Here is a 19,561-nt window from a genome sequence, read left to right on the forward strand (position 1 = left end):
CGCACGGGCACGAGGAGGACGACACGATGACTGCGCAGACCGAGTCGGAGCACACGATCGCGCCCGATGGGTACGCGCCGTGGTCGGGGCACGTGCCCGACCACGGCCGCCGCACCCCCGTCACGACGTACCGGCTCCAGATGGGTGCCGCGCTCACCTTCGACGACGCTCGCCGTCTAGTGCCCTATTTGCACGACCTGGGCATCACCGACGTCTACCTCTCCCCCGTGCTGGCCGCCGCCCCGGGGTCGACGCACGGCTACGACGTCGTCGACCACACCCGCATCAGCGAGGTCATGGGCGGGCGAGCCGGGCTGGAGCGCCTGGCCGATGATGTGCACGCGGCGGGAATGGGCCTAGTTCTGGATATTGTGCCCAACCATATGGCGGTACCCACCCCCGCGTGGCACAACTTACCCCTATGGTCCGTTCTGCGCGACGGACCGGACTCCCCCTACGCCTCCTGGTTCGACGTGTCGGTCGAGGCCCCCATTCTCATGCCGGTGCTCGGCGCGCGCATCGGCAAGGTGCTCGCCGACGAGCAGCTCGTCCTCGATCGTATGACGGTGCCCACTGAACCGGAGCGCGGCGAGCAGTGGGTGCTGCGCTATTTCGACCATGTCTTCCCCGTCGCTGAGGGCACCCAGTCTCTGCCGATGCATGTGCTCGTCGACCGCCAGCACTACCGGCTGGCCTACTGGAAGGTCGGCGACGAGGAGACCAACTATCGGCGCTTCTTCGACGTCGGCACCCTCGCAGCGATCCGCGTGGAGGACCCGGAGGTTTTCGCCGGTTCCCACGAGCTCGTCCTGGATTTGCTGCGCATGGGGGTGGTCGACGCCCTGAGGGTCGACCACCCCGATGGCCTGGCCGATCCCACCGGTTATCTCAACCACCTGGCGCAGGCCACTGACGGAGCCTGGATCGCCGCGGAGAAGATCCTCGCCCCTGATGAGCCCCTGCCGGTCGCCTGGCATGTCGCCGGCACCACGGGGTACGACGCCTCCTGGCGCATCGACCAGCTGCAGGTCGACCCCGGGGGGGCCGCGCGACTCGGCGCTCTCATGCACGAGCTGACCGGGCAGGCGCCGGTCTCCTACGAGCACGTCGTCGAGCAGGCCAAGCGGGAAGTCATCGACGGGTCGCTGGCGGCGGAGGTCGACCGCCTGGCGCACATTCTGGACGAGCTCACCGTTCAGGATGTGCGTTTGCGCGATCACACGCGGCGGGACCTGCGCGCCTGCGTGGTCGAGCTGCTCGTCGCCGCGCAGCGCTACCGAGCCTACGTCCGCCCGGGGCAGCCCGCCGATCCCGAGCAGGCGGCGGTGCTGCACGCGGACGCCGAACGGGCGCGTCTGAGGCTCGAGGCCGACCAGGGCGAGACTCTCGACATGGTCGTCGCGATCCTGCTCGGCGAGCCGGTCGGGTCCGAGGGCTTGGCCGCCTCCCCGCTGCGCGCCGAGGCAGTCATCCGCTTCCAGCAGGTGTGCGGGGCTGTGACCGCCAAGGGTGTGGAGGACACGGCCTTCTATCGGTGGACGCATCTGACCAGTCTGACCGAAGTGGGTGGGAACCCGGGCGGCTTCGCCCTGGGCGCCGATGAGGCCCACGCCTGGGCGGACCGCGTCCAGGACGTGTGGCCCTGCACGATGGTGGCCACGACCACCCACGACACTAAGCGCGGGGAGGACGTGCGAGCCCGTCTCGATGTGCTGGCCTCCTACGCCGAGGAGTGGAACGACCTGGTCCACCGGCTGCGGGACGCCACCGAGGACGCGCGCCCCACCGATCTGGACGGGCGCACCGAGAATCTTCTGTGGCAGACCCTGTGGGGCACGTGGGCCCCGGACACCGACGACCCCATGACCCCCGAGCGGCTGTCCGCCTATCTCGTCAAGGCATCGCGCGAGCAGAAGGGCTGGACCACGTGGTCCGCCCCGGACACCGACCGGGAGCGAGCCCTGGCCGACTACGCGGCTCACCTGCTCGCCGACCCGGACACGGCTCAGGAGATGAACGCCTTCGCCTCCCTCACCGCCCGGGATGTGGCTTCTGTCATCCTGGCGAACAAGGCCATGGCGTTGACCTGGTTCGGAGTGGCAGACATCTACCAGGGCAGTGAGGTCACTCGCACAAGTCTGGTCGATCCGGACAATCGCCGGCCTGTGGCCTACGACGGCGAGGCAGGGCTGCGCGAGATGCTCGCCCAGATCTCCGCCGGCGGGTCGCCTCGCACACTGGACCAGGAGAAGCTGCGGCTGACGCGATGCCTGACCCACCTGCGCGCTGAACGGCCGGACACCTTCGTCGGCCCGCGCTCGGGTTACCGTACGGTCCCGGTGACGACCTCCCACGCCTTCTCCTACGCCCGGCTGCTCGATGAGGAGCCCGATGTCATCGTCATCGTGCGCCGCCTGAGCCGCCGTCTGGCCCGGCTGGGCGGCTGGCGCGAGGAGAGCGTCGTGCTGCCCGAGGGCATCTGGAACGAGGTCCTGTCAGGGCGCCCGGTCGACGGCGGAGCTCGGCGCTTGGCAGACGTGCTCGACGACCTGCCCGTCGTCGTACTGGCGCGTGAGAGGGGGGAGGCCGCGTGAACGCCCGACGACGCTCCCCCGCGCTGCCGGTGGGCCCATCTGTGCCGGTGTGGGCGCCGCAGGCCCGCCGCGTCGACCTGCATCTGCCCGAGGCCGACGAGACCTTGACCATGGAGGCCCGTGGGAACGGCTGGTGGGTCAGCCCCCGCCCTCTGCCCGCGGGCACCGACTACGCCTTCCGGCTGGATGGCGGGAATGACGACCTTCCCGACCCGCGCAGCGCCTGGCAGCCCCACGGTGTGCACGGCCCTTCGCGCGTCTTCGACGCCACCGCCCTGCACTGGACGGACGAGAGCTGGCAGGGACGCGATGCCCTGGGCGCCGTCATCTACGAGCTCCACGTCGGCACCTTCACGCCCGAAGGAACCTTGGAGTCGGCCACCGAGAGGCTGGATCACCTCGCCGCCCTCGGAATCGATCTGGTCGAGCTCATGCCGGTGGCGGGCTTCCCCGGCCGGGCGGGCTGGGGCTATGACGGCGTCGACCTGTGGGCGGTGCACGAGGCCTACGGGGGGCCGGCATCGCTGGCCGGGTTCGTCGACGCCGCGCACACCGCCGGCATCGGCGTGTGCCTCGATGTCGTCTACAACCACCTGGGCCCATCGGGCAACTACCTGGGCCGTTTCGGCCCCTACTTCACCCAGGCGCACGAGACGCCATGGGGCTCCGCCGTCAACTATGACCAATCCGGTTCCGAACAGGTGCGCGCCTTCGTCATCGATTCGGCGCTGCGCTGGTTGACGGACTTCCACGTCGACGCCCTGCGCCTGGACGCCATCCACGAGATCCGCGACGACGCCTCTCGCGGCGCCGAGCCCCATCAGCACCTGCTGGCCGAGCTGTCGGACGCCGTCGGAGAGTTGTCCGATGAGCTCGGCAAGCCCCTGTCACTCATAGCCGAATCAGATCTCAATGACGCCGGCGTGATCACACCCACGCGCACCATGCAGCCTTTCCGCACACCCTCGCTCGGCATGACCGCGCAATGGGCAGATGACGTCCACCACGCCCTGCACGCCCGGGTGACCGGCGAGTCCCAGGGCTACTACGCGGATTTCGCCGCGCCGGATGCGCTCAGGCGTGTTTATGAGGGAGCCTTCCTCCACAACGGCGGATGGTCGTCCTTCCGCGGGAGCCGCTGGGGCGCACCCGTCCCGGCCGGGACGGACCCGCGCCGCTTCGTCATTTTCGACTCCAACCACGATCAGGTGGGCAATCGTGCCACCGGCGACCGTCCGGCCGCTTCGTTGACCGACGACGCGGTGGCCGCCGAGGCCGCACTCATCCTCCTGTCCCCATTCACGCCGATGCTGTTCATGGGCGAGGAGTGGGGCACTCGTCGGCCCTTCCAGTTCTTCACCGATCACTCAGAACCCGATCTGGCTCAGGCGGTGACGCAGGGGCGTCGCAGGGAGTTCGCCTCCTTCGGCTGGGGCGCCGATGAAGTGCCCGATCCGCAGGCTCGTTCCACCGTCGAGGCCTCGACCCTGGACTGGAACGAGCCCCGGCGGCCGGCCCACGCCCGCATGCTCGCCTGGTACCGCGACCTCATCGCCCTGCGGCGCCGGCTCGACCTGGGCAGGCGGGGCCTGTGGCCCGGGCTGCGAGATGTCGGCGACGTCATCGTTCTGACCGTCCCAGCGCGTCCGGGCCGCCGCGAGGCGGAACTGGTCGTGGCCACGAGTCTCGCACCCGCCGACCGGCCCGAGGCGACCGCGACCGGACTCGACGGCCTCGTACCGGACGCCGCCGCGCTCGATGTGGCCCTGTCCTGGCGGGGGGCGTCGCCCAACGGCTCGATCCTGCATCCGGGGGAGACCATGGCTCTCCTGCGGTACGCGTGAAGAGCCCCACGGTCACTTCCCTTCGGCGTTCGCCGTCTCGCCTCCGAACGGCCACGAGGAGCCGACGCGGTCACGCAAACCCGCGACGGCTCGACTCGCGTTGTGCTTGAGGTCGAGAGCCCGCACCAGGGCGGCGTAGGTGTGCGGGTGGACGGGCAGGTCCCACGCCCCCGGAACATCGATCGGCCCGCGTGTGACGAACTTGTTCTTGAACTCCCTCACGCCCGCGAGTTCGGGAACCCGCTCGGAATCGACCCCCATGAGATCGTAGCGCCGCACGCCCTCGGCCCTGAGCCAGCAGGCCTCCCTGTACACCAGGGCGTCGGCGGCGCGCATGCGGCGTCCCTCGGCCGATGATCCGGCGTAGTAGCGCATGGCGCAGTCCCCCCAAACGGTCACCAGCGACCACACGAGGGCCCTCCCGCCCCGCCGACGCACAACGTACAGCCGTGCGTGTTGAGGGCCGAGGGTGCGCAGCATGGTGCGGTAGGTGGCCTCGGGAGCTGCGCGGAAACCGTCGCGCTCACCGGTCTCGGCGAGGATTTCGTAGAGTTCGGAGAAGACCTCCTCGGCCCGCGACGTCTCGTCATGGTAGGTGAGGTCTTCGTTGCGCAGCGCCTTACGGACATCGCGCCGCCCGCGCGATTTGAAAGAGGCCAGCACGGCCTCGTCGTCGTCGCTGCGACCCAGGTCGAGGACGACCGTGCGGTCATAGGTCATGGTCTGCAACAGCTCGTGGGACCGGTCGGACCCGTGGTGGAAGTGGGCGCGCACGAACACCACCGACGGGTCGTGGAACCGCACCCCGTCGAGAAGAAGCTCGTACAGGTCGGCCTCCTCACTTCTAGTGGGGGCCCCGTTCAACCAGACCGGAGCGTGCCGAGCCCATAAGTAGGGGAACCCGCGCACGCTCATCCGCGTCAGGGAGAGCAGGGCTCGGGGGCTGCCGTCGGGACGCTCGTAGACAACGCGGCCCCACGGCTCACGACCGCTCATGGCCGCGTCGAAGGAGTCCCACACGATGGTCTGCTCCACAGGCAGGGTAACCGCAGCATTCTGCGCGATCCGCGCGAATGTCTCCCACTCGACGCGCCGCATCGTGCCATGCGGAATGGCCGTCGCCGCCGTCCCGGTCTGGCTCATCTGCTCTCCTTCCGACGCCCATGCACGAGCGCCCGCGGGTCCGACAACGATGAACTAATGGTAACGAAGCCCCTGTCCCCCCAGGATCGTGTCCGCAGCGTGAGTAATTCCCGTCGGTGCTCCCGTCGGCGTGGCAGCGGGCCTCATCGCCTCGCCCCGGTAGCCTGGCGAGGTGACCGACTCCTCCCTCACGGGTTCCCCCCAAGACCCCAAGCCCGCCGTCCCCGATCGCTTCGCCGAGGCGCTGCTGTCCATGCGTCACGCAACCAGGCCCAGAGGCCTCATCCTGGACGAGGTCCCCGCACCGCGCCGGCTGGCTCCCTACGCGGCGGCGCTCACCGCCGAGACGGCCGAGACGTCCTCCGACACCCCGATGGCCTCGGGCAAGTTCATCGTCCTGCACGATCCCGCCGGCCAGGAGGCGTGGGACGGCGACCTCAGGCTGGTGGTCATGACGCGGTCCCGCCTTGACGAGGAAGCGGGCACCGATCCGCTGCTCGGCTCCGCCGCGTGGTCCTGGCTCACCGACGCTCTCCACGGCGCCGGAGCGGGGTACAGGGCGCTCGTCGGGACGGTCACCCGCGTACTGTCCGAGACCTTCGGAGGGCTCGAGCTCGACGATTCGTGCGCCCATGCCGAGGTCCGCGCCTCGTGGAGCCCCACCACCCCCGACCTCACGCCCCACCTGGAGGCGTGGTACGAGCTGATCCACGTCGCCGCCGGTCATGAGCCGGAGATCGCCACGCCCATCGAGCTGGCCAGCGTGGTGCGGTGACGGTGCGCCCATCCGGTCAATCCACCCCCCGCCCGGTCCCGGTACCCGGGACCACCGACTCACCGGTCCCGCCCGACGACGTCGTGGCCTACACGCGCCCGCGCGACGGACTGCCCCCGGTCACGGACTCGCCAGCCGCCCTCCGCAGCGCCTCGGCGGCCCTGGCGAAGGGTGCAGGGCCCGTCGCCGTCGACGCCGAACGAGCCTCGGGCTTCCGATACGGGCAGGACGCCTATCTCATTCAACTGCGGCGCGCCGGCAGCGGCACGCTCCTCATCGACCCGGTCACGGCGGGGCCTCTGGATGCACTCGCGCAGGTGCTCGACGGTCCCGAGTGGATCCTGCACGCCGCCGACCAGGACCTGCCCTGCCTGCACGAGCTCGGACTAAGACCGCGCTCCCTGTTCGATACCGAGCTCGCGGCCCGTCTCCTCGGCCGCACCCATGTGGGTCTCGGCGCGGTCACCGAGGAGACTCTGGGCCTCAGACTCGCCAAGGATCACGCGGCGGCGGACTGGTCCGTCCGCCCGCTACCCGACTCCTGGCTCATCTACGCCGCCCTCGACGTCGAACTGCTCGCCGAACTGCGCGACGCATTGAGCACCGAGCTCCGGGTAGCGGGCAAGGCGCAATGGGCGGCTCAGGAATTCGAATACGAGCGGACCAGGCCGCCGCGTCCGACGAGAGTCGATCCGTGGCGCAGGACGCCGCACGCGGGCCGCGCCGTGCGTACTCCGCGGTCGCTGGCGGTACTTCGAGAATTGTGGATCGCCCGCGAGAAGCTGGCCGCCGAACTGGATCGCACCCCCTCCAGAGTCCTGTCGCACCAGGCGCTCATCGCTGCTGCGATCACACGGCCGACGTCGCGGCGCAAGCTCGTCGCGATCAAAGAATTCTCCTCTCGTCAGACCCGGCAGCACCAGGAGGTGTGGTGGGAGGCCGTTGATCGGGCCATGCATCTACCGGAAAGCGACCTGCCTCCCGTGCACGCGCCTCTGCCCGACGGCGAACTCCCGCAACCGCGTTCATGGGGGCGTCATCACCCCGAAGCCGCGCGGGCGCTCGAGGTCGTGCGCCTGACCGTGCGCTCTCGGGCCGACGAGCTGCGTCTGCCCCAGGAGCTGCTCCTGTCCCCGGATTCTCAGCGCCATCTCGCTTGGGATCTCGGCAGAGCCCGAGAGGCCGGAGCCCCGGCTGATACCTCCACGCCAGCTGTGGCCGCGCGTCTGACGGAGCTGGAGGCACGCCCCTGGCAGGTCGAGCAGGTGGGTCCGGCCTTGAGCGAGGCTCTCACCACGGCTTTGGCGTGAGCCGGTCAGCGCACGGTGAACCCGTGAGAACGAAAGATGTCTCGAGTCGATTCGACGAGCTTGGGCTCCGGAGGCAGAGTGTTACGCAGGTGGTAATTCAATCCCAGGGACTTCCACTTGTCAGCACCCATTTGATGGAAGGGCAGAACCTCCACGCGGGAGACGGTGCTGCGCCAGCGCTCAACGATACGAGCGACATTCTCAACGTTCTCGGGATCGTCGGTCAGGTCCGGAACAAGAACGAACCGGATCCAGATCTCGATGCCTCGGGCGGCCAGCCGATCGCCGAAGGTGATCGTCGGAGCCAGAGCCCGGCCCGTGACCTTCTTGTAGGTCTCCTCGTCACCACTCTTGACGTCGAGGAGCACCAGGTCGATGTTGCCCAGCATCTCCTCGGAGCAGTTCGCACCGAGGAACCCGGAGGTGTCGATGCACGTATGGATTCCCATCGCTTTGGCACCGGCCAGCAACCGCGCCGCGAAAGCGGGCTGCATGAGGACCTCGCCACCGGACAGCGTGATACCGCCCTTGGAGGCTCGGAACACGCTCCGGTAGCGCCTTATGCGACGCAGAAGCTCGTCGGCCTCGACCGGTTCCCCGTCCCTCATGAGGAAGGTGTCGGGATTGTGGCAGTAGAGGCAGCGCAGCGGGCAGCCGTTGAGGAAAATAGTCATCCTCGTGCCCGGCCCGTCCACCGCGGTCACGAGCTCCCAGGAGTGGATGGATCCGAGCGACCCGTCGCGCATCCGGGCTAGACGTTCCGAGCGCTGGAGGTCGGTCAGTTCCTCGAGCCCGCCGATCCCCGCCCCGTGCAGACGGGCGGCCGGGGCCAGGAAGTCCTGGTCCCGGCCGCCCGGTGCCGCGGGGGTGATGGTCTCAGTCATCTGAGTCCAGCACCGCCCAGCTCAGGCGCCAGCGTGGAAGGTACGGTTGAGGACGTCCAGCTGCTGCTCACGCGTGAGCTTGACGAAGTTGACGGCGTAGCCGGAGACGCGGACCGTGAGGTTCGGGTAGTTCTCCGGGTGCTCCATCGCGTCCTCGAGCGTGTTACGATCCAGGACATTGATGTTGGCGTGGTACAAACCCTTCACGCCGCCGTTGTCCTGACGCTGCGCCTTCATCGAGGCGAGGCGCTCCTCATACGTGGCCATAATCGGCCCCTTTCTAGTGGTGAGAGATATGGTCGACAGAGAGTCGGTGGGTGACCGGTAAGATCAAACCTCGGCGCAGTCATCCGGAACGAAGCCGGCGTCGAGAATACCCACGAGGTTGGACACGCGCTCATCGAGCGTGCGGCCCAAGCCCTGCGGGGTGATCGTATTGGTCAGTGAAATGCCGTCGAGCGCGTCGTTGTAGTCGAGCTTGCCGACGGAGAGCATGGAGGCGACCATGCCGTGCGTGTCCATGCCGTTCTCAGGGTTAGCGCCCGGGGAGAAGGGGGTGCCCTTCTCGTGACCGGATGGGAAGGCTCCGGTCGCCTTGCCGTAGACGACGTTGGAGGTGATCGTCAGCACAGACTGGGTGGGAATCGCGTCGCGGTAGAAGGGCTGCTCCTTGATCTTGGACATAATCGTGTGGACCACGGTGGCGGCGATGTCGTCGGCGCGGTCGTCGTCATTGCCGTAGAGTGGGAAGTCGCCCTCGGTGATGTAGTCGATCACGAGGCCGGTCTCGTCGCGCACGGGGGTGACCGTGGCGTACTTGATCGCGCTCAATGAATCGGCGACGATCGACAGGCCGGCGATGCCGCACCCCATGGTGCGCACGATGTTGGAGTCGTGGAGGGCCATCTCGATGGCCTCGTAGGCGTAACGGTCGTGGCAGTAGTGAATGATGTTGAGGGCCTCGACGTACGTCGCGACGACCCAGTCGAGCATCTTCTCGTACCTGTCCCACACGTCGTCGAAATCGAGCGGCCCGTCGCCCTCGACGCCCGGAAGACCGGTGACGACCTGCTTACCGGTCATCTCATCGCGCCCGCCGTTGATGGCGTAGAGCAGCGCCTTAGCGGAGTTGACACGGGCGCCGAAGAACTGCATCTGCTTGCCCACGCGCATCGGGGACACGCAGCAAGCGATCGCGGCATCATCGCCCCAGTGCTCGCGGATCTGCTCATCCGCCTCGTACTGGATGGAGGAGGTCGTAACCGAGATGAGCGCGCAGAAGTCCTTGTAGCCCTGCGGAAGCTTCTCGTCCCAGAAGATCGTGATGTTGGGCTCGGGAGCCGGGCCGAGATTGCGCAGCGTCTGCAGGAGACGGAAGGAGGTCTTGGTGACCATGGCTCGGCCGTCGTCGCCGAATCCTGCATCCGACCACGTGGCCCAATACGGATCTCCGGAGAAGATCTGGTCGTAATCGGTGGTGCGCAGAAAACGGGTGATGCGCAGCTTCATGACGATGTTGTCAATGAGCTCCTGGGCGCGTGACTCGTCAATGAGGCCGGCCTTCAGGTCGCGTTCGAAGTAGATGTCGAGGAACGCCGACAGCCGACCGATCGACATGGCGGCGCCGTCCTGGGACTTCACGGAGGCGAGGTAGGCGAAGTAGGTCCACTGCACGGCCTCATGGGCGTTGCGCGCGGGGCCGGAGATGTCGAACCCGTAGGAGGCCGCCATATTCTTGAGCTTCTTGAGGGCCTTGATCTGCTCGGCGTGCTCCTCGCGGTAGCGCGCCCAGTGCTCTGAGAAGGGCTCGTCAGCATCGATGTCCTTGGCCTTCTGCTTGAGCTCGATGAGTCGGTCGACCCCGTACAGGGCGACACGGCGGTAATCGCCGATAATACGGCCGCGTCCGTAGGCGTCGGGCAACCCGGTGATGATGTGGCTCGAGCGAGCGGCGCGAATGCGCGGGGTGTAGATGTCGAAGACGGCATCGTTGTGAGTCTTGCGGTAGCGCGTGAAGATCTTCTGAACGTCGGGGTTGACCTCTTTGCCCGCCTCCTTGATCGCCTGGGCGACCATACGCCACCCGCCGTTGGGCATCATGGCCCGCTTGAGCGGGGAGTCGGTCTGAAGCCCAACGATAACGTCATCATCTTCGGAGATGTAGCCGGGCTTGAAGGCGTCGATGTCCGATGGGGTGTCGGTGTCGACGTCGAGGATGCGGACCTTGCGCTCCTCGGAGAGGTAGTTGTTCTCAAGTGTGTCCCACAGGCGAAGGGTCTTCTCGGTAGCGTCGGCGAGGAACGAGGCGTCTCCGTCGTAAGGAGTGTAGTTGCGCTGGATGAAGTCGCGGACGTCGATATCGTCGGTCCACGGACCCGTGGCAAAGCCCTCCCACGCATCGCGGCTGATGGTGTCCTCCGCTGTGGCGGATGCTGTGACCTCAGTGGTCATCCGTGCCCTCCTGTTGGTGAGTGGCCGGTCGGCCACCCGATCGTGTACGCCCTCGTGAGGCGCGGCGGCACATCGTTGCGCCGTCGGTACCAGCGTAGGCCGGTCCTCGACGACTGCGGAGGCCGCCCGTCCAGCAGGCCGGTGGGATCACTCACAAGCAACGGCTGAGCACTCGTCTATAGGGACTTAAGTCCTAATCCTTCGTTCCGGGAATCGTTGTTGCGGACACCGAGTTTCCCGACGGTCATGGCCATCTTCCCGTCTTCGCATAAGCGTCGGTCATCGTGTCGATAGGACGGGCGTCCCACGACCTCGATGCCCGTCACGAGGCGTCCAGCAGACGGCGGGCGGTGTCCACGATGCCCGCCTCGTCCATGCCGAAGTCAGCCAGGAGCTGGGCACGGGCGGCGGTGCCCGGGAACCGACGCGGGACTCCCACGCGAGCCACGGCCGGGCTGCGGCGCCCGCCCCGAACGGCGGCGTCGTCGAGGGCGTCCCTCAGCTGGGAGCCGATGCCGCCGTCGGCCAGACCGTCCTCCACGACGACGACTGCCGCGGCCGACAGCGCCGCCTCCACCAGCGTCCGCGGCACCGGCACGACCCAGCGGGGCGCCACGACGGTCACGGCGCGTCCCTCCCCGGCCAGCGCCCGCCCCGCCGCCAGGACGGTGGACGTCATGGCTCCCACGGCCACCAGGAGCAGGTGCTCATCGCAGGCGAACTCCTGCGACGGCTCCGCCAGCACGTCGACCGCCTCGAAAGGCGCGTCCTGAGGCCCTAGGACGCGCAGGGCGGGGACGGGATCGGGCAGGGCCCCCTTGGGGTAGCGCAGCACGGTGGGGGCGTCGGTGGTCGCCACGGCGGTGCGCAGGCCCTCGCGCAGGCTGACCTCGTCCCGCGGCGCGGCCAGGTGCAGCCCAGGCACGTGGGAGAGCAGCGCCATGTCCCACACGCCGTTGTGACTGGCGCCATCAGTACCGGTCAATCCGGCGCGGTCGAGCACGATCGTGACCGCCTCCCGGTGCAGGCCCACGTCCATGAGGACCTGGTCGAAGGCGCGGTTGAGGAAGGTCGCGTACAGCGCCACCACGGGGTGAAGGCCCGCGAAGGCCATGCCCGCGCTGACGGTCAGAGCGTGCTGCTCGGCGATGCCGACGTCGATGACCCGGTCGGGCAGGGCGTCCGCCATCGGCTGGAGCCCGACCGGTTGCTGCATGGCGGCGGTCACCCCGACGATCCGTTCATCGGCACGCGCGAGGTCCAGCACCTCCTCGGCGAAGACGGAGGTCCAGCCGAAGCGCGAGGGCACGATCGGCAGTCCCGTCTCGGGATGGATGCGTCCGACGGCGTGGAAACGGTCGGCCACATCCTCCTCGGCGGGCGTATAGCCGCGGCCCTTCTGGGTGATGACGTGGACGATGACCGGCTCGGCGTACTCGCGCGCCCGCGTCAGAGCGAACTCCAGAGCCGTCTCGTCGTGCCCATCGACCGGCCCGGTGTACTTGATGCCGAGGTCCTCGAAGAAGGCCGACGGAACGAGAACATCCTTCAGTCCCCGCTTGAGGCCGTGCAGCGCGTCGAAGGCCGCGCGCCCCGGAGCCCCCTGGGTCAGCAGGACGCGCTTGACCCCGGCGAGCATCCGCTCGTAACCGGGGTTAGTGCGAAGGGCGTCCAGGTGGTGGGCCAGGCCGCCGATGGTGGGGGCGTAGGAGCGCCCGTTGTCATTGACGACGATGACCAGATGCTTGTCCGAGGAGTCGGCGATGTTGTCCAGGGCCTCCCAGGCCATGCCTCCGGTCAGCGCCCCGTCGCCGATGACGGCCACCACATGGCGGTTATCGTGCCCCTGGAACCGGTTGGCTCGGGCGATGCCGTCGGCCCATGACAGGGAGGTCGAGGCGTGGGAGTTCTCCACGACGTCGTGCACGGACTCGTCGCGAGCCGGGTACCCCGACAGTCCCCCGCGCTCACGCAGGCGGGTGAAGTCCTGCCTGCCGGTGAGCAGCTTATGGACGTAGGCCTGGTGGCCGGTGTCGAAGACGATCGTGTCGCGCGGAGACCGGAAGATGCGATGCAGCGCCAGGGTCAGCTCGACGACGCCGAGGTTGGGCCCCAGGTGCCCACCGGTGCGGGAAACCGTGGCGACCAGGTATCTACGGATCTCGCCAGCGAGGACGACCAGGTCCTCACTGGTCAGTCGGTCCAGGTCGCCGGGACGGGCGATGGAGGACAGCAGCGGCGTACGGGGCAGTGCGGTATCGGCCACTGCCGTCTTCTCACTCATCAACGCGTTCCTCCCGGTCCTGGTCCTCCCGTGCACCCGCACCGGCCCCGCCCGTGCGACATCGCGGGCCCGCCGCACGTGTGTCGACGCCCCCAGCATAAGCGTCGGGGTCATGGTCCCGGAGACGTCACCGCACCCGCGCACGAGCACGTAGGGTAGAGACCCAGAATGCGCGGCACGCCCGCGCTGCGCCCCGCCGCACCCCACTCAGGAGGAACCATGAGCACCACTGCTCCGTTCGGGACCTGGCCCTCTCCCATCACGCCCGGCACCATCACCACCCGGACAGTGCGCCTGTCGCAGGTGCGCGTGGACGGCGCGGACACCTACTGGGTCGAGCAGCGCGCCTCGCAGGCGGGCCGCAACGTGCTGCTGCGCCGCAGCGGGGACGGCTCGGTCGGCGAGATCCTCCCCCTGACTCCCTCCGACGAACTCGTGGACGTGCGCACCCGCGTCCACGAGTACGGCGGGCACGCCTACGCCGTCGACTCGGGGATCGTCGTCGTCTCCCATGCCGGCGACGGGCGCCTGTACCGCTACGACGTCGCCCACCGCATGCGCGGCCTGGTGCCCCTGACGATCTACGGGGACGTGCGGCACGGGGACCTCGAGATCGACACGGCGCGTGGCCTGGTCTACGCGGTGCGCGAGGACCACCGCGGGCGGGGCGAGGCCGTCAACTCCCTAGTGGCGATCCCACTGGACGGATCCGCGGCCCGCGACGACGCCCCGGTGACCACCGTCGTGTCGGGCACGGACTTCGTAACCTCTCCGACCCTGTCACCCGACGGCGAGCACCTCGCGTGGATCACGTGGAACCACCCGAGCATGCCGTGGGAGAGCACGACCATGCATGTGGGCGACCTGCTCTCCGATGGCGGCATCGGGGAGCAGACCGTCATCGACGGCGGCGGCAATGCCGTTTCCGAGCCCCGGTGGACCGAGGAGTGCGAACTGGTTCATATCTCCAACGCCTCGGGCTTCTCCAACCTGTACCGCACCGAGGGCTTCCCCCGCCGCGGCACCAACCACGAGGGATGGACCGCCGATCTGCGCACCCGCCCCCTGCACCCGGCCGAGGCGACCTTCACCTCCCCCGCGTGGGTGCTGGGCCCCCACCACTACGACGTGCTGGACGGCGAGCACCTCATCGCCTCCTGGGCCCGTGACGGCGTGTGGCACCTGGGTACGATCCGGCTGTCCAACGGTGAACTCGAGGAGTGGAACGTGGGCTGGCAGCCGCTGGGCAACGTCGCCTCCTCGGCGGGGCGCGTCGTCCTGCTGGCGAACAATGAGATGGAGCTGCCCGCGATCGTCGAAGTGCGCGACGGCGGCGTCGAGGTGCTGCGAGGCTCGGGCGAGTTCGCGGCCGAGGCCATCGGCGTCTCCCTGCCGACGCCCGTGGCCTGGCCGACCACCGGGGGCGCCACCGCGCACGGCTTCTTCTACCCGCCGGCCTCGGCCATCCGCACCGGCCCCGCCGACGAGCTGCCCCCGTTGATCGTCAACGTCCACGGCGGCCCGACGGCGGCGGCCCGACCCGGCTACGATCTGAACATCCAGTACTGGACCAGCCGCGGATTCGCCTATCTGGACGTCAACTACCGGGGCTCGACCGGCTACGGCACCGACTACCGGCGCGCGCTCGACGGGCACTGGGGCGTCTACGATGCGGACGACGTCATCGCCGGCGCCCGGTTCCTCGCCGACTCCGGTGAGGTCGACCGGGCCCGCATCGCGGTACGCGGCGCTTCGGCCGGCGGCTTTACGGCCCTGGCCGCGCTCACCCGCTCGACGGTTTTCAGCGCCGGAACCTCTCTGTACGGCGTGGCGGACCTGGCCCGACTGACCCGCACTACTCACAAATTTGAGTCCCGCTACATCGGCGCACTGGCGGGGGCGCGAGACGCCGACGACCCGATCCTGGCCGAGCGCTCGCCGCTGCACCACATCGACGACATCCACGCCCCTCTCCTGCTCCTGCAGGGCAGCGAGGATCCGATCGTACCGGCGGACCAGGCGACCGCGATGTACGAGGCCGTCAGAGCCAAGGGTCTGCCGGTCGCTCTCGAGGTCTTCCAGGGCGAGGGTCACGGGCTGCGGCTCGCCTCGAACATCCACCGGGCACTGCGCACGGAACTGAGCTTCTACACCCGGGTGTGGGGCATGGCGTCCTCGGAGGAGGACCCGGTCCTGGTGCAGGTGGAGAATCTGGCCCACTGACCGCAGCCACCGGGGCGGGCCCGCACCGACGGATGCCGCCCCGTCTATGCCCATGACCATCCGACCCGCGTGCGAACGACTGAGCAGCAACATCCTGGGACTGCTGCGTCACCACCGCAGCGGCTTGTTCATGCTGGCCATCGCCGTCGGTCTGGTCTCGGGAGCGGGCGCCGTCCTGTTCCGCCTCGGCATCGATGCCTGGACCAAAACGCTGACTGGTGCGCAGGACTACACGCTGTCCCTGGGTCCCGGCACGGGCGCGCTCTCCTTCCTGGGGCGGTGGTTCATCGTGGCCGCACCCGTGTTGTCGGGACTGGTCATCGGTCCCCTCATGACGTGGCCGGGTCGTGCGCCGACGGGGCACGGTGTAGCGGGCGTGCTGTGGTCGTCGAGGGCTTCCGACGGCGTCATGGCCCCAGGTCCCGCCGCGACGACGGTGGTCTGCGCGGTGCTGACCATCGGCGGCGGAGGGTCGGTGGGGCCCGAGGGCCCGATCGCCGAGCTCGGGGCGAGCAGCGCAAGTCTGTTCGGCCGGCGCCTGGGGTTGCCCCGGCAAGCGGTGCGGCTTCTGGCGGCCGCAGGTACGGCTGCGGGCATCGCCGCGGCTTTCAACGCCCCGCTCGCGGGCGCTTTCTTCGCCATGGAGGTGGTTCTGGTCGATTTCACAGTCGACGCCTTCACGTTCGTGGTGCTCGCCTGTGTGTCCTCGACTGTGCTCTCCCACCACCTGCTGGGCACGTCGCTGTCGTTGTCCCTGCCCGCCCTCAACCTCGCGGGCACCGCCCAGCTCGGGTGGGTCGCCGCGCTCGGCGTTCTAGGTGGTCTGACCGGAGCTGGCTTCTCCCGCTGCCGGTACCTGAGCGCCGACGCCGTGTCCGCGGGAGCCGACCGGCTCCAGCTGCCCCTGTGGGCGCGCCCCGCCGTGGGAGGTTTGCTGGTCGGGGGGCTTCTTCTGGGGATTCCCAGCATGTACGGCGAGTCCTCGGCGGTGCTCGGCCGGGCTCTCGACGGGCGCTACCCGGCGCTGGTCCTGGCCGGCTTGGTCCTGGCGAAGATCGTGGCGACATCAGTGACTCTGGCGGTGGGCATGCCCGGAGGCGTCTTCGCCCCGTCATTGTTCATCGGAGGCATGCTGGGTGCATGCTTCGGCACTTTCGTAGCGCCCGATCGCCCCCATGCGGCCGCCGTTTTCGGAGTGCTAGGGATGGGGGCGGTGTTCTCGGGCGCTGCCCGTGCACCGATCACCGGGATTGTTCTCATCATCGAGATGACCGGAGAGTACAACCTGCTGACCCCGCTCATGCTCGCTGTGGTACTGTCCACGGTGACGGGACGGTTCCTAACCTGCTCGACCATCTACACTGAGGAACTGCGCCGCCGCGGCATGAGCATCGAGGACCCGCAAGCGCCCACCTCGTTCGGCGCCCGTGTGCAAAGGCGCTGGCGGGCTCGTCGGAACTCCACCGGCCGACCATAGGTGCGGACGCGCGTCTGGTGAGTCGCCGACCGTTCCTCTTCCCGTTTGCCGGCGGCCCGTCAGCGGTCCGCCGAGTGTCGGCGCTCTGCCAGGGTGGCGCCCAGCTCGTCCATCCGCTCGGCATTGATGACGATGCGCCGCGGGTTGCTCAACCACATCCAGCCCGCCGCCATCAACGGCAGCAGGAGCGGCAGGTAGCACAGTTGCCGACCGCCGTCGGCCCACACGCTGGCCTCGAGCCCCTCAGCAGCATCGGTCCAGGTCAGCACGCCGATGAGCGCCGCCCCGGTCAGCAGCGCGCTCAGACTCATCCATCCGATGAGCCGCATCCGTCGCCCGTTGTGCGCAACGCACACCGCCAAGAGGATGAACAGAAGGCCGACGGCGACATTAATCGACCCGACCACCGGCGCTGCGGTGGGCGTGCGCACCAGCGCCACAGCGGCGGGTGCGAGGACGGCCAGCCCGAAGACGGCGAAGACGACGACGAGGAGTCGGCCCCAGCCGTGGGCGGGGCGGCGCCGGTCCTCGACACCTCGGACCTCAGGACGGTCGTCCACTGGTGCAGGCATCAGTGCGGCTCTCCTCTCGGGGCGTCGGCCGGGACGACGGTGGACTGGTCCAGGACCCTACCATCGCGACCGCGGCCACTCCTGAACCGCCTCCTCCCCCGCCGGCGTCCTGGGTTCGAACGTCCGCGCCGGCAGCATTCTGGTCGTCGCCGACGCGGGTCCGGGAGGGGAGTCGGACGATGCCGTTGCGCTCACCACGGCTCCGGCGGCGCGTCAGGCGCTGAACGTGCAGGTGGATGCCTGACCGGCGCCGGCGATGCCTTCGGGCCCCTGCCGGCGCTCGAGCATCTGCGCAGTGCTCTTCGGGGCACGGGTGTCGGGCCGCCAGTCTCCTGGGATTTCTTCGGAGCCGATGCTGATCCGGGTCCCTCATCGGCACCGGCGGACGCGTGGGAGACGGGCACCGGCGCCAATAGTGCGTCGGGCGCGGACATCCGCTCTCGTAGGTGAGCAGCCTCACCGTTCTCGCAGGACCCAAGTCCTTCTCACGCAGCGGTTCCGACACGTGCGGAGCGCACCCAGGTGGAACAATGGCAGACGTGCCGAGCCGCTCCACAAGGGCGGAGGACATCAATGAGGAGTTTTTTGTGACAGACACCGTCTACGACATGGTCATACTGGGGGCCGGCTCGGGTGGTTACGCCGCCGCGCTGCGCGGTGCCCAGCTGGGCCTGAAGGTCGCGCTCATCGAGGCGGACAAGGTCGGCGGCACCTGCCTTCATCGCGGCTGCGTTCCGACCAAGGCGATCCTGCACTCGGCGGAGACCGCCAAGACCGTGCGTGAGGCCGCCGCCGTCGGCGTCAGGGCTGCCTTCGAGGGCATCGACATGCCCGCGGTCCAGAAGTACAAGAACGGCGTGGTGGCCCGGATGTACAAGGGTCTCCAGGGGCTGGTCTCGTCCCGCGGCATCGAGGTGATCAGCGGCTGGGGCCGCCTGGTCGCCAAGGACGTCGTCGAAGTCAACGGCAGGCGGTATAGGGGCCGGAACATCGTGCTCGCCTCCGGTTCGTTCTCCAAGACCATCGGCCAGGAGATCTCCGGCCCGGTGATGACCAGCGAGCAGGCCCTCGAGCTCGACCACGTGCCGACGTCGGCCATCATCCTGGGCGGCGGTGTCATCGGCGTCGAGTTCGCCTCCGCCTGGGCCTCCATGGGGTCGCGAGTCACCATCATCGAGGGGCTGCCCCGCCTGGTTCCTAGTGAGGACGAGGCCGTCTCCAAACAACTCGAGCGAGCCTTCCGCAAGCGGAAAATCGCCTTCAAGACCAACACCATGTTCGACTCGGTCGAGCGCACGGCCTCGGGCGTAACCGTCCGTACCGCCGATTCCACGACCTACGACGCCGAGATACTCCTCATCGCCGTCGGTCGTGGTCCGGCTACCGCGAATCTCGGCTACGAGGAGGCGGGAGTCGCCATGGACCGCGGTTTCGTCCTGACCGACGACTATGGGCGCACGAACATCGAGAACGTGTGGGCCGTGGGCGACATCGTCCCCGGCGTCCAGCTCGCTCACCGCGGCTTCGCCCAGGGCATCGCGGTCGCCGAGGCGATCGCGGGCCTGGAGCCCCGGCCGATCGACGACGACCTGGTCCCCAAGGTGACCTTCTGCGATCCCGAGATCGCCTCCGTGGGCCTCACCGAGGAACGGGCCGCCGAGGTCCATGGCGCGCAGAACATCGAAACAGCCGAGTTCAACGTGGCCGGCAACGCCAAGAGTCAGATCCTGGGCGCGCAGGGCTTCGTCAAGCTGGTCTCGCTCAAGGACGGTCCCATTCTCGGTTTCCACGCCATCGGTACCCGTATGGGCGAGCAGGTCGGCGAGGGGCAGCTGATCGTCTCGTGGGAGGCCGATGCCGCCGACATCGCTCCGCTCGTGCACGCCCATCCGACCCAGAACGAGACTATTGGAGAGGCCGCCATGGCCCTCGCCGGCAAGCCGCTGCACAATCACGGCTGATCGCGAAGAGATAGAGAGTTTCCACCATGTCCGAGTCCGTGAA

At 68.7% G+C, this 19,561-nt stretch carries 13 protein-coding genes; 7 read left to right on the forward strand and 6 right to left on the reverse strand.

What is annotated here, in order from left to right; translation table 11 throughout:
* The first annotated feature begins 26 nt into the window (after nucleotides 1-26).
* Both treY and treZ read left to right on the forward strand, forming a co-directional pair.
* The gene (gene treY, locus HMPREF9062_RS08240) at nucleotides 27-2,594 is read left to right on the forward strand and encodes a malto-oligosyltrehalose synthase (RefSeq protein WP_009749642.1); all 2,568 of its coding nucleotides are present in this window, start codon (nucleotides 27-29) and stop codon (nucleotides 2,592-2,594) included.
* Entirely contained in the window at nucleotides 2,591-4,438 is a 1,848-nt protein-coding gene (gene treZ, locus HMPREF9062_RS08245) for a malto-oligosyltrehalose trehalohydrolase (RefSeq protein ID WP_034253992.1), read from the forward strand. Before treY ends, treZ begins: the two co-directional genes overlap by 4 nt.
* Before the next feature lie 12 nt (nucleotides 4,439-4,450).
* Here the strand turns inward: treZ and HMPREF9062_RS08250 are convergent, their stop codons facing one another.
* Nucleotides 4,451-5,581, reverse strand: coding sequence for a lipid II:glycine glycyltransferase FemX (locus HMPREF9062_RS08250; protein ID WP_009749644.1), 1,131 nt, complete (start codon nucleotides 5,579-5,581; stop codon nucleotides 4,451-4,453).
* A 172-nt stretch (nucleotides 5,582-5,753) separates the two neighbouring features.
* Between HMPREF9062_RS08250 and HMPREF9062_RS08255 the strand changes: the two genes are divergently transcribed.
* Both HMPREF9062_RS08255 and HMPREF9062_RS08260 read left to right on the forward strand, forming a co-directional pair.
* The gene (locus HMPREF9062_RS08255; protein ID WP_009749645.1) at nucleotides 5,754-6,356 is read left to right on the forward strand and encodes a DUF3000 domain-containing protein; all 603 of its coding nucleotides are present in this window, start codon (nucleotides 5,754-5,756) and stop codon (nucleotides 6,354-6,356) included.
* Complete coding sequence (locus tag HMPREF9062_RS08260; RefSeq protein WP_009749646.1) at nucleotides 6,353-7,666, forward strand: HRDC domain-containing protein; 1,314 nt, start codon at nucleotides 6,353-6,355, stop codon at nucleotides 7,664-7,666. The genes HMPREF9062_RS08255 and HMPREF9062_RS08260 overlap by 4 nt, the downstream gene beginning before the upstream one ends.
* Before the next feature lie 5 nt (nucleotides 7,667-7,671).
* Here the strand turns inward: HMPREF9062_RS08260 and pflA are convergent, their stop codons facing one another.
* The 4 genes from pflA to dxs all read right to left on the reverse strand — a co-directional run bounded on the left by pflA (nucleotide 7,672) and on the right by dxs (nucleotide 13,285).
* Nucleotides 7,672-8,550 (reverse strand): pyruvate formate-lyase-activating protein, encoded by an 879-nt coding sequence (gene pflA / locus HMPREF9062_RS08265; protein ID WP_009749647.1) that lies wholly within the window; start codon nucleotides 8,548-8,550, stop codon nucleotides 7,672-7,674.
* Between the two features lie 21 nt (nucleotides 8,551-8,571).
* Nucleotides 8,572-8,817 carry an autonomous glycyl radical cofactor GrcA2 gene (grcA2, locus tag HMPREF9062_RS08270; protein ID WP_008734270.1) on the reverse strand — a complete coding sequence of 82 codons (246 nt, stop codon included), beginning with the start codon at nucleotides 8,815-8,817 and terminating at the stop codon, nucleotides 8,572-8,574.
* A 63-nt stretch (nucleotides 8,818-8,880) separates the two neighbouring features.
* Complete coding sequence (locus tag HMPREF9062_RS08275; protein ID WP_009749648.1) at nucleotides 8,881-11,001, reverse strand: pyruvate formate lyase family protein; 2,121 nt, start codon at nucleotides 10,999-11,001, stop codon at nucleotides 8,881-8,883.
* Nucleotides 11,002-11,323: 322 nt separating this feature from the next.
* Entirely contained in the window at nucleotides 11,324-13,285 is a 1,962-nt protein-coding gene (gene dxs, locus HMPREF9062_RS08280) for a 1-deoxy-D-xylulose-5-phosphate synthase (RefSeq protein WP_034253998.1), read from the reverse strand.
* Between the two features lie 219 nt (nucleotides 13,286-13,504).
* Between dxs and HMPREF9062_RS08285 the strand changes: the two genes are divergently transcribed.
* Both HMPREF9062_RS08285 and HMPREF9062_RS08290 read left to right on the forward strand, forming a co-directional pair.
* Complete coding sequence (locus HMPREF9062_RS08285; RefSeq protein WP_009749651.1) at nucleotides 13,505-15,508, forward strand: alpha/beta hydrolase family protein; 2,004 nt, start codon at nucleotides 13,505-13,507, stop codon at nucleotides 15,506-15,508.
* A 52-nt stretch (nucleotides 15,509-15,560) separates the two neighbouring features.
* On the forward strand, nucleotides 15,561-16,985 hold the full coding sequence (locus HMPREF9062_RS08290; protein ID WP_083820041.1) for a chloride channel protein: 1,425 nt from the start codon (nucleotides 15,561-15,563) through the stop codon (nucleotides 16,983-16,985).
* Nucleotides 16,986-17,044: 59 nt separating this feature from the next.
* On the opposite strand, the gene HMPREF9062_RS08295 is transcribed toward HMPREF9062_RS08290, so the two are convergent.
* The gene (locus HMPREF9062_RS08295) at nucleotides 17,045-17,557 is read right to left on the reverse strand and encodes a hypothetical protein (protein WP_034254001.1); all 513 of its coding nucleotides are present in this window, start codon (nucleotides 17,555-17,557) and stop codon (nucleotides 17,045-17,047) included.
* A 587-nt stretch (nucleotides 17,558-18,144) separates the two neighbouring features.
* On the opposite strand from HMPREF9062_RS08295, the gene lpdA reads away from it, so the two are divergent.
* Complete coding sequence (lpdA, locus tag HMPREF9062_RS08300) at nucleotides 18,145-19,518, forward strand: dihydrolipoyl dehydrogenase (RefSeq protein WP_034254004.1); 1,374 nt, start codon at nucleotides 18,145-18,147, stop codon at nucleotides 19,516-19,518.
* The last annotated feature ends 43 nt before the right edge of the window (nucleotides 19,519-19,561 follow it).

It is taken from the genome of Actinomyces sp. oral taxon 448 str. F0400, assembly GCF_000220835.1.
In the GTDB taxonomy this organism is placed as follows: domain Bacteria; phylum Actinomycetota; class Actinomycetes; order Actinomycetales; family Actinomycetaceae; genus Actinomyces.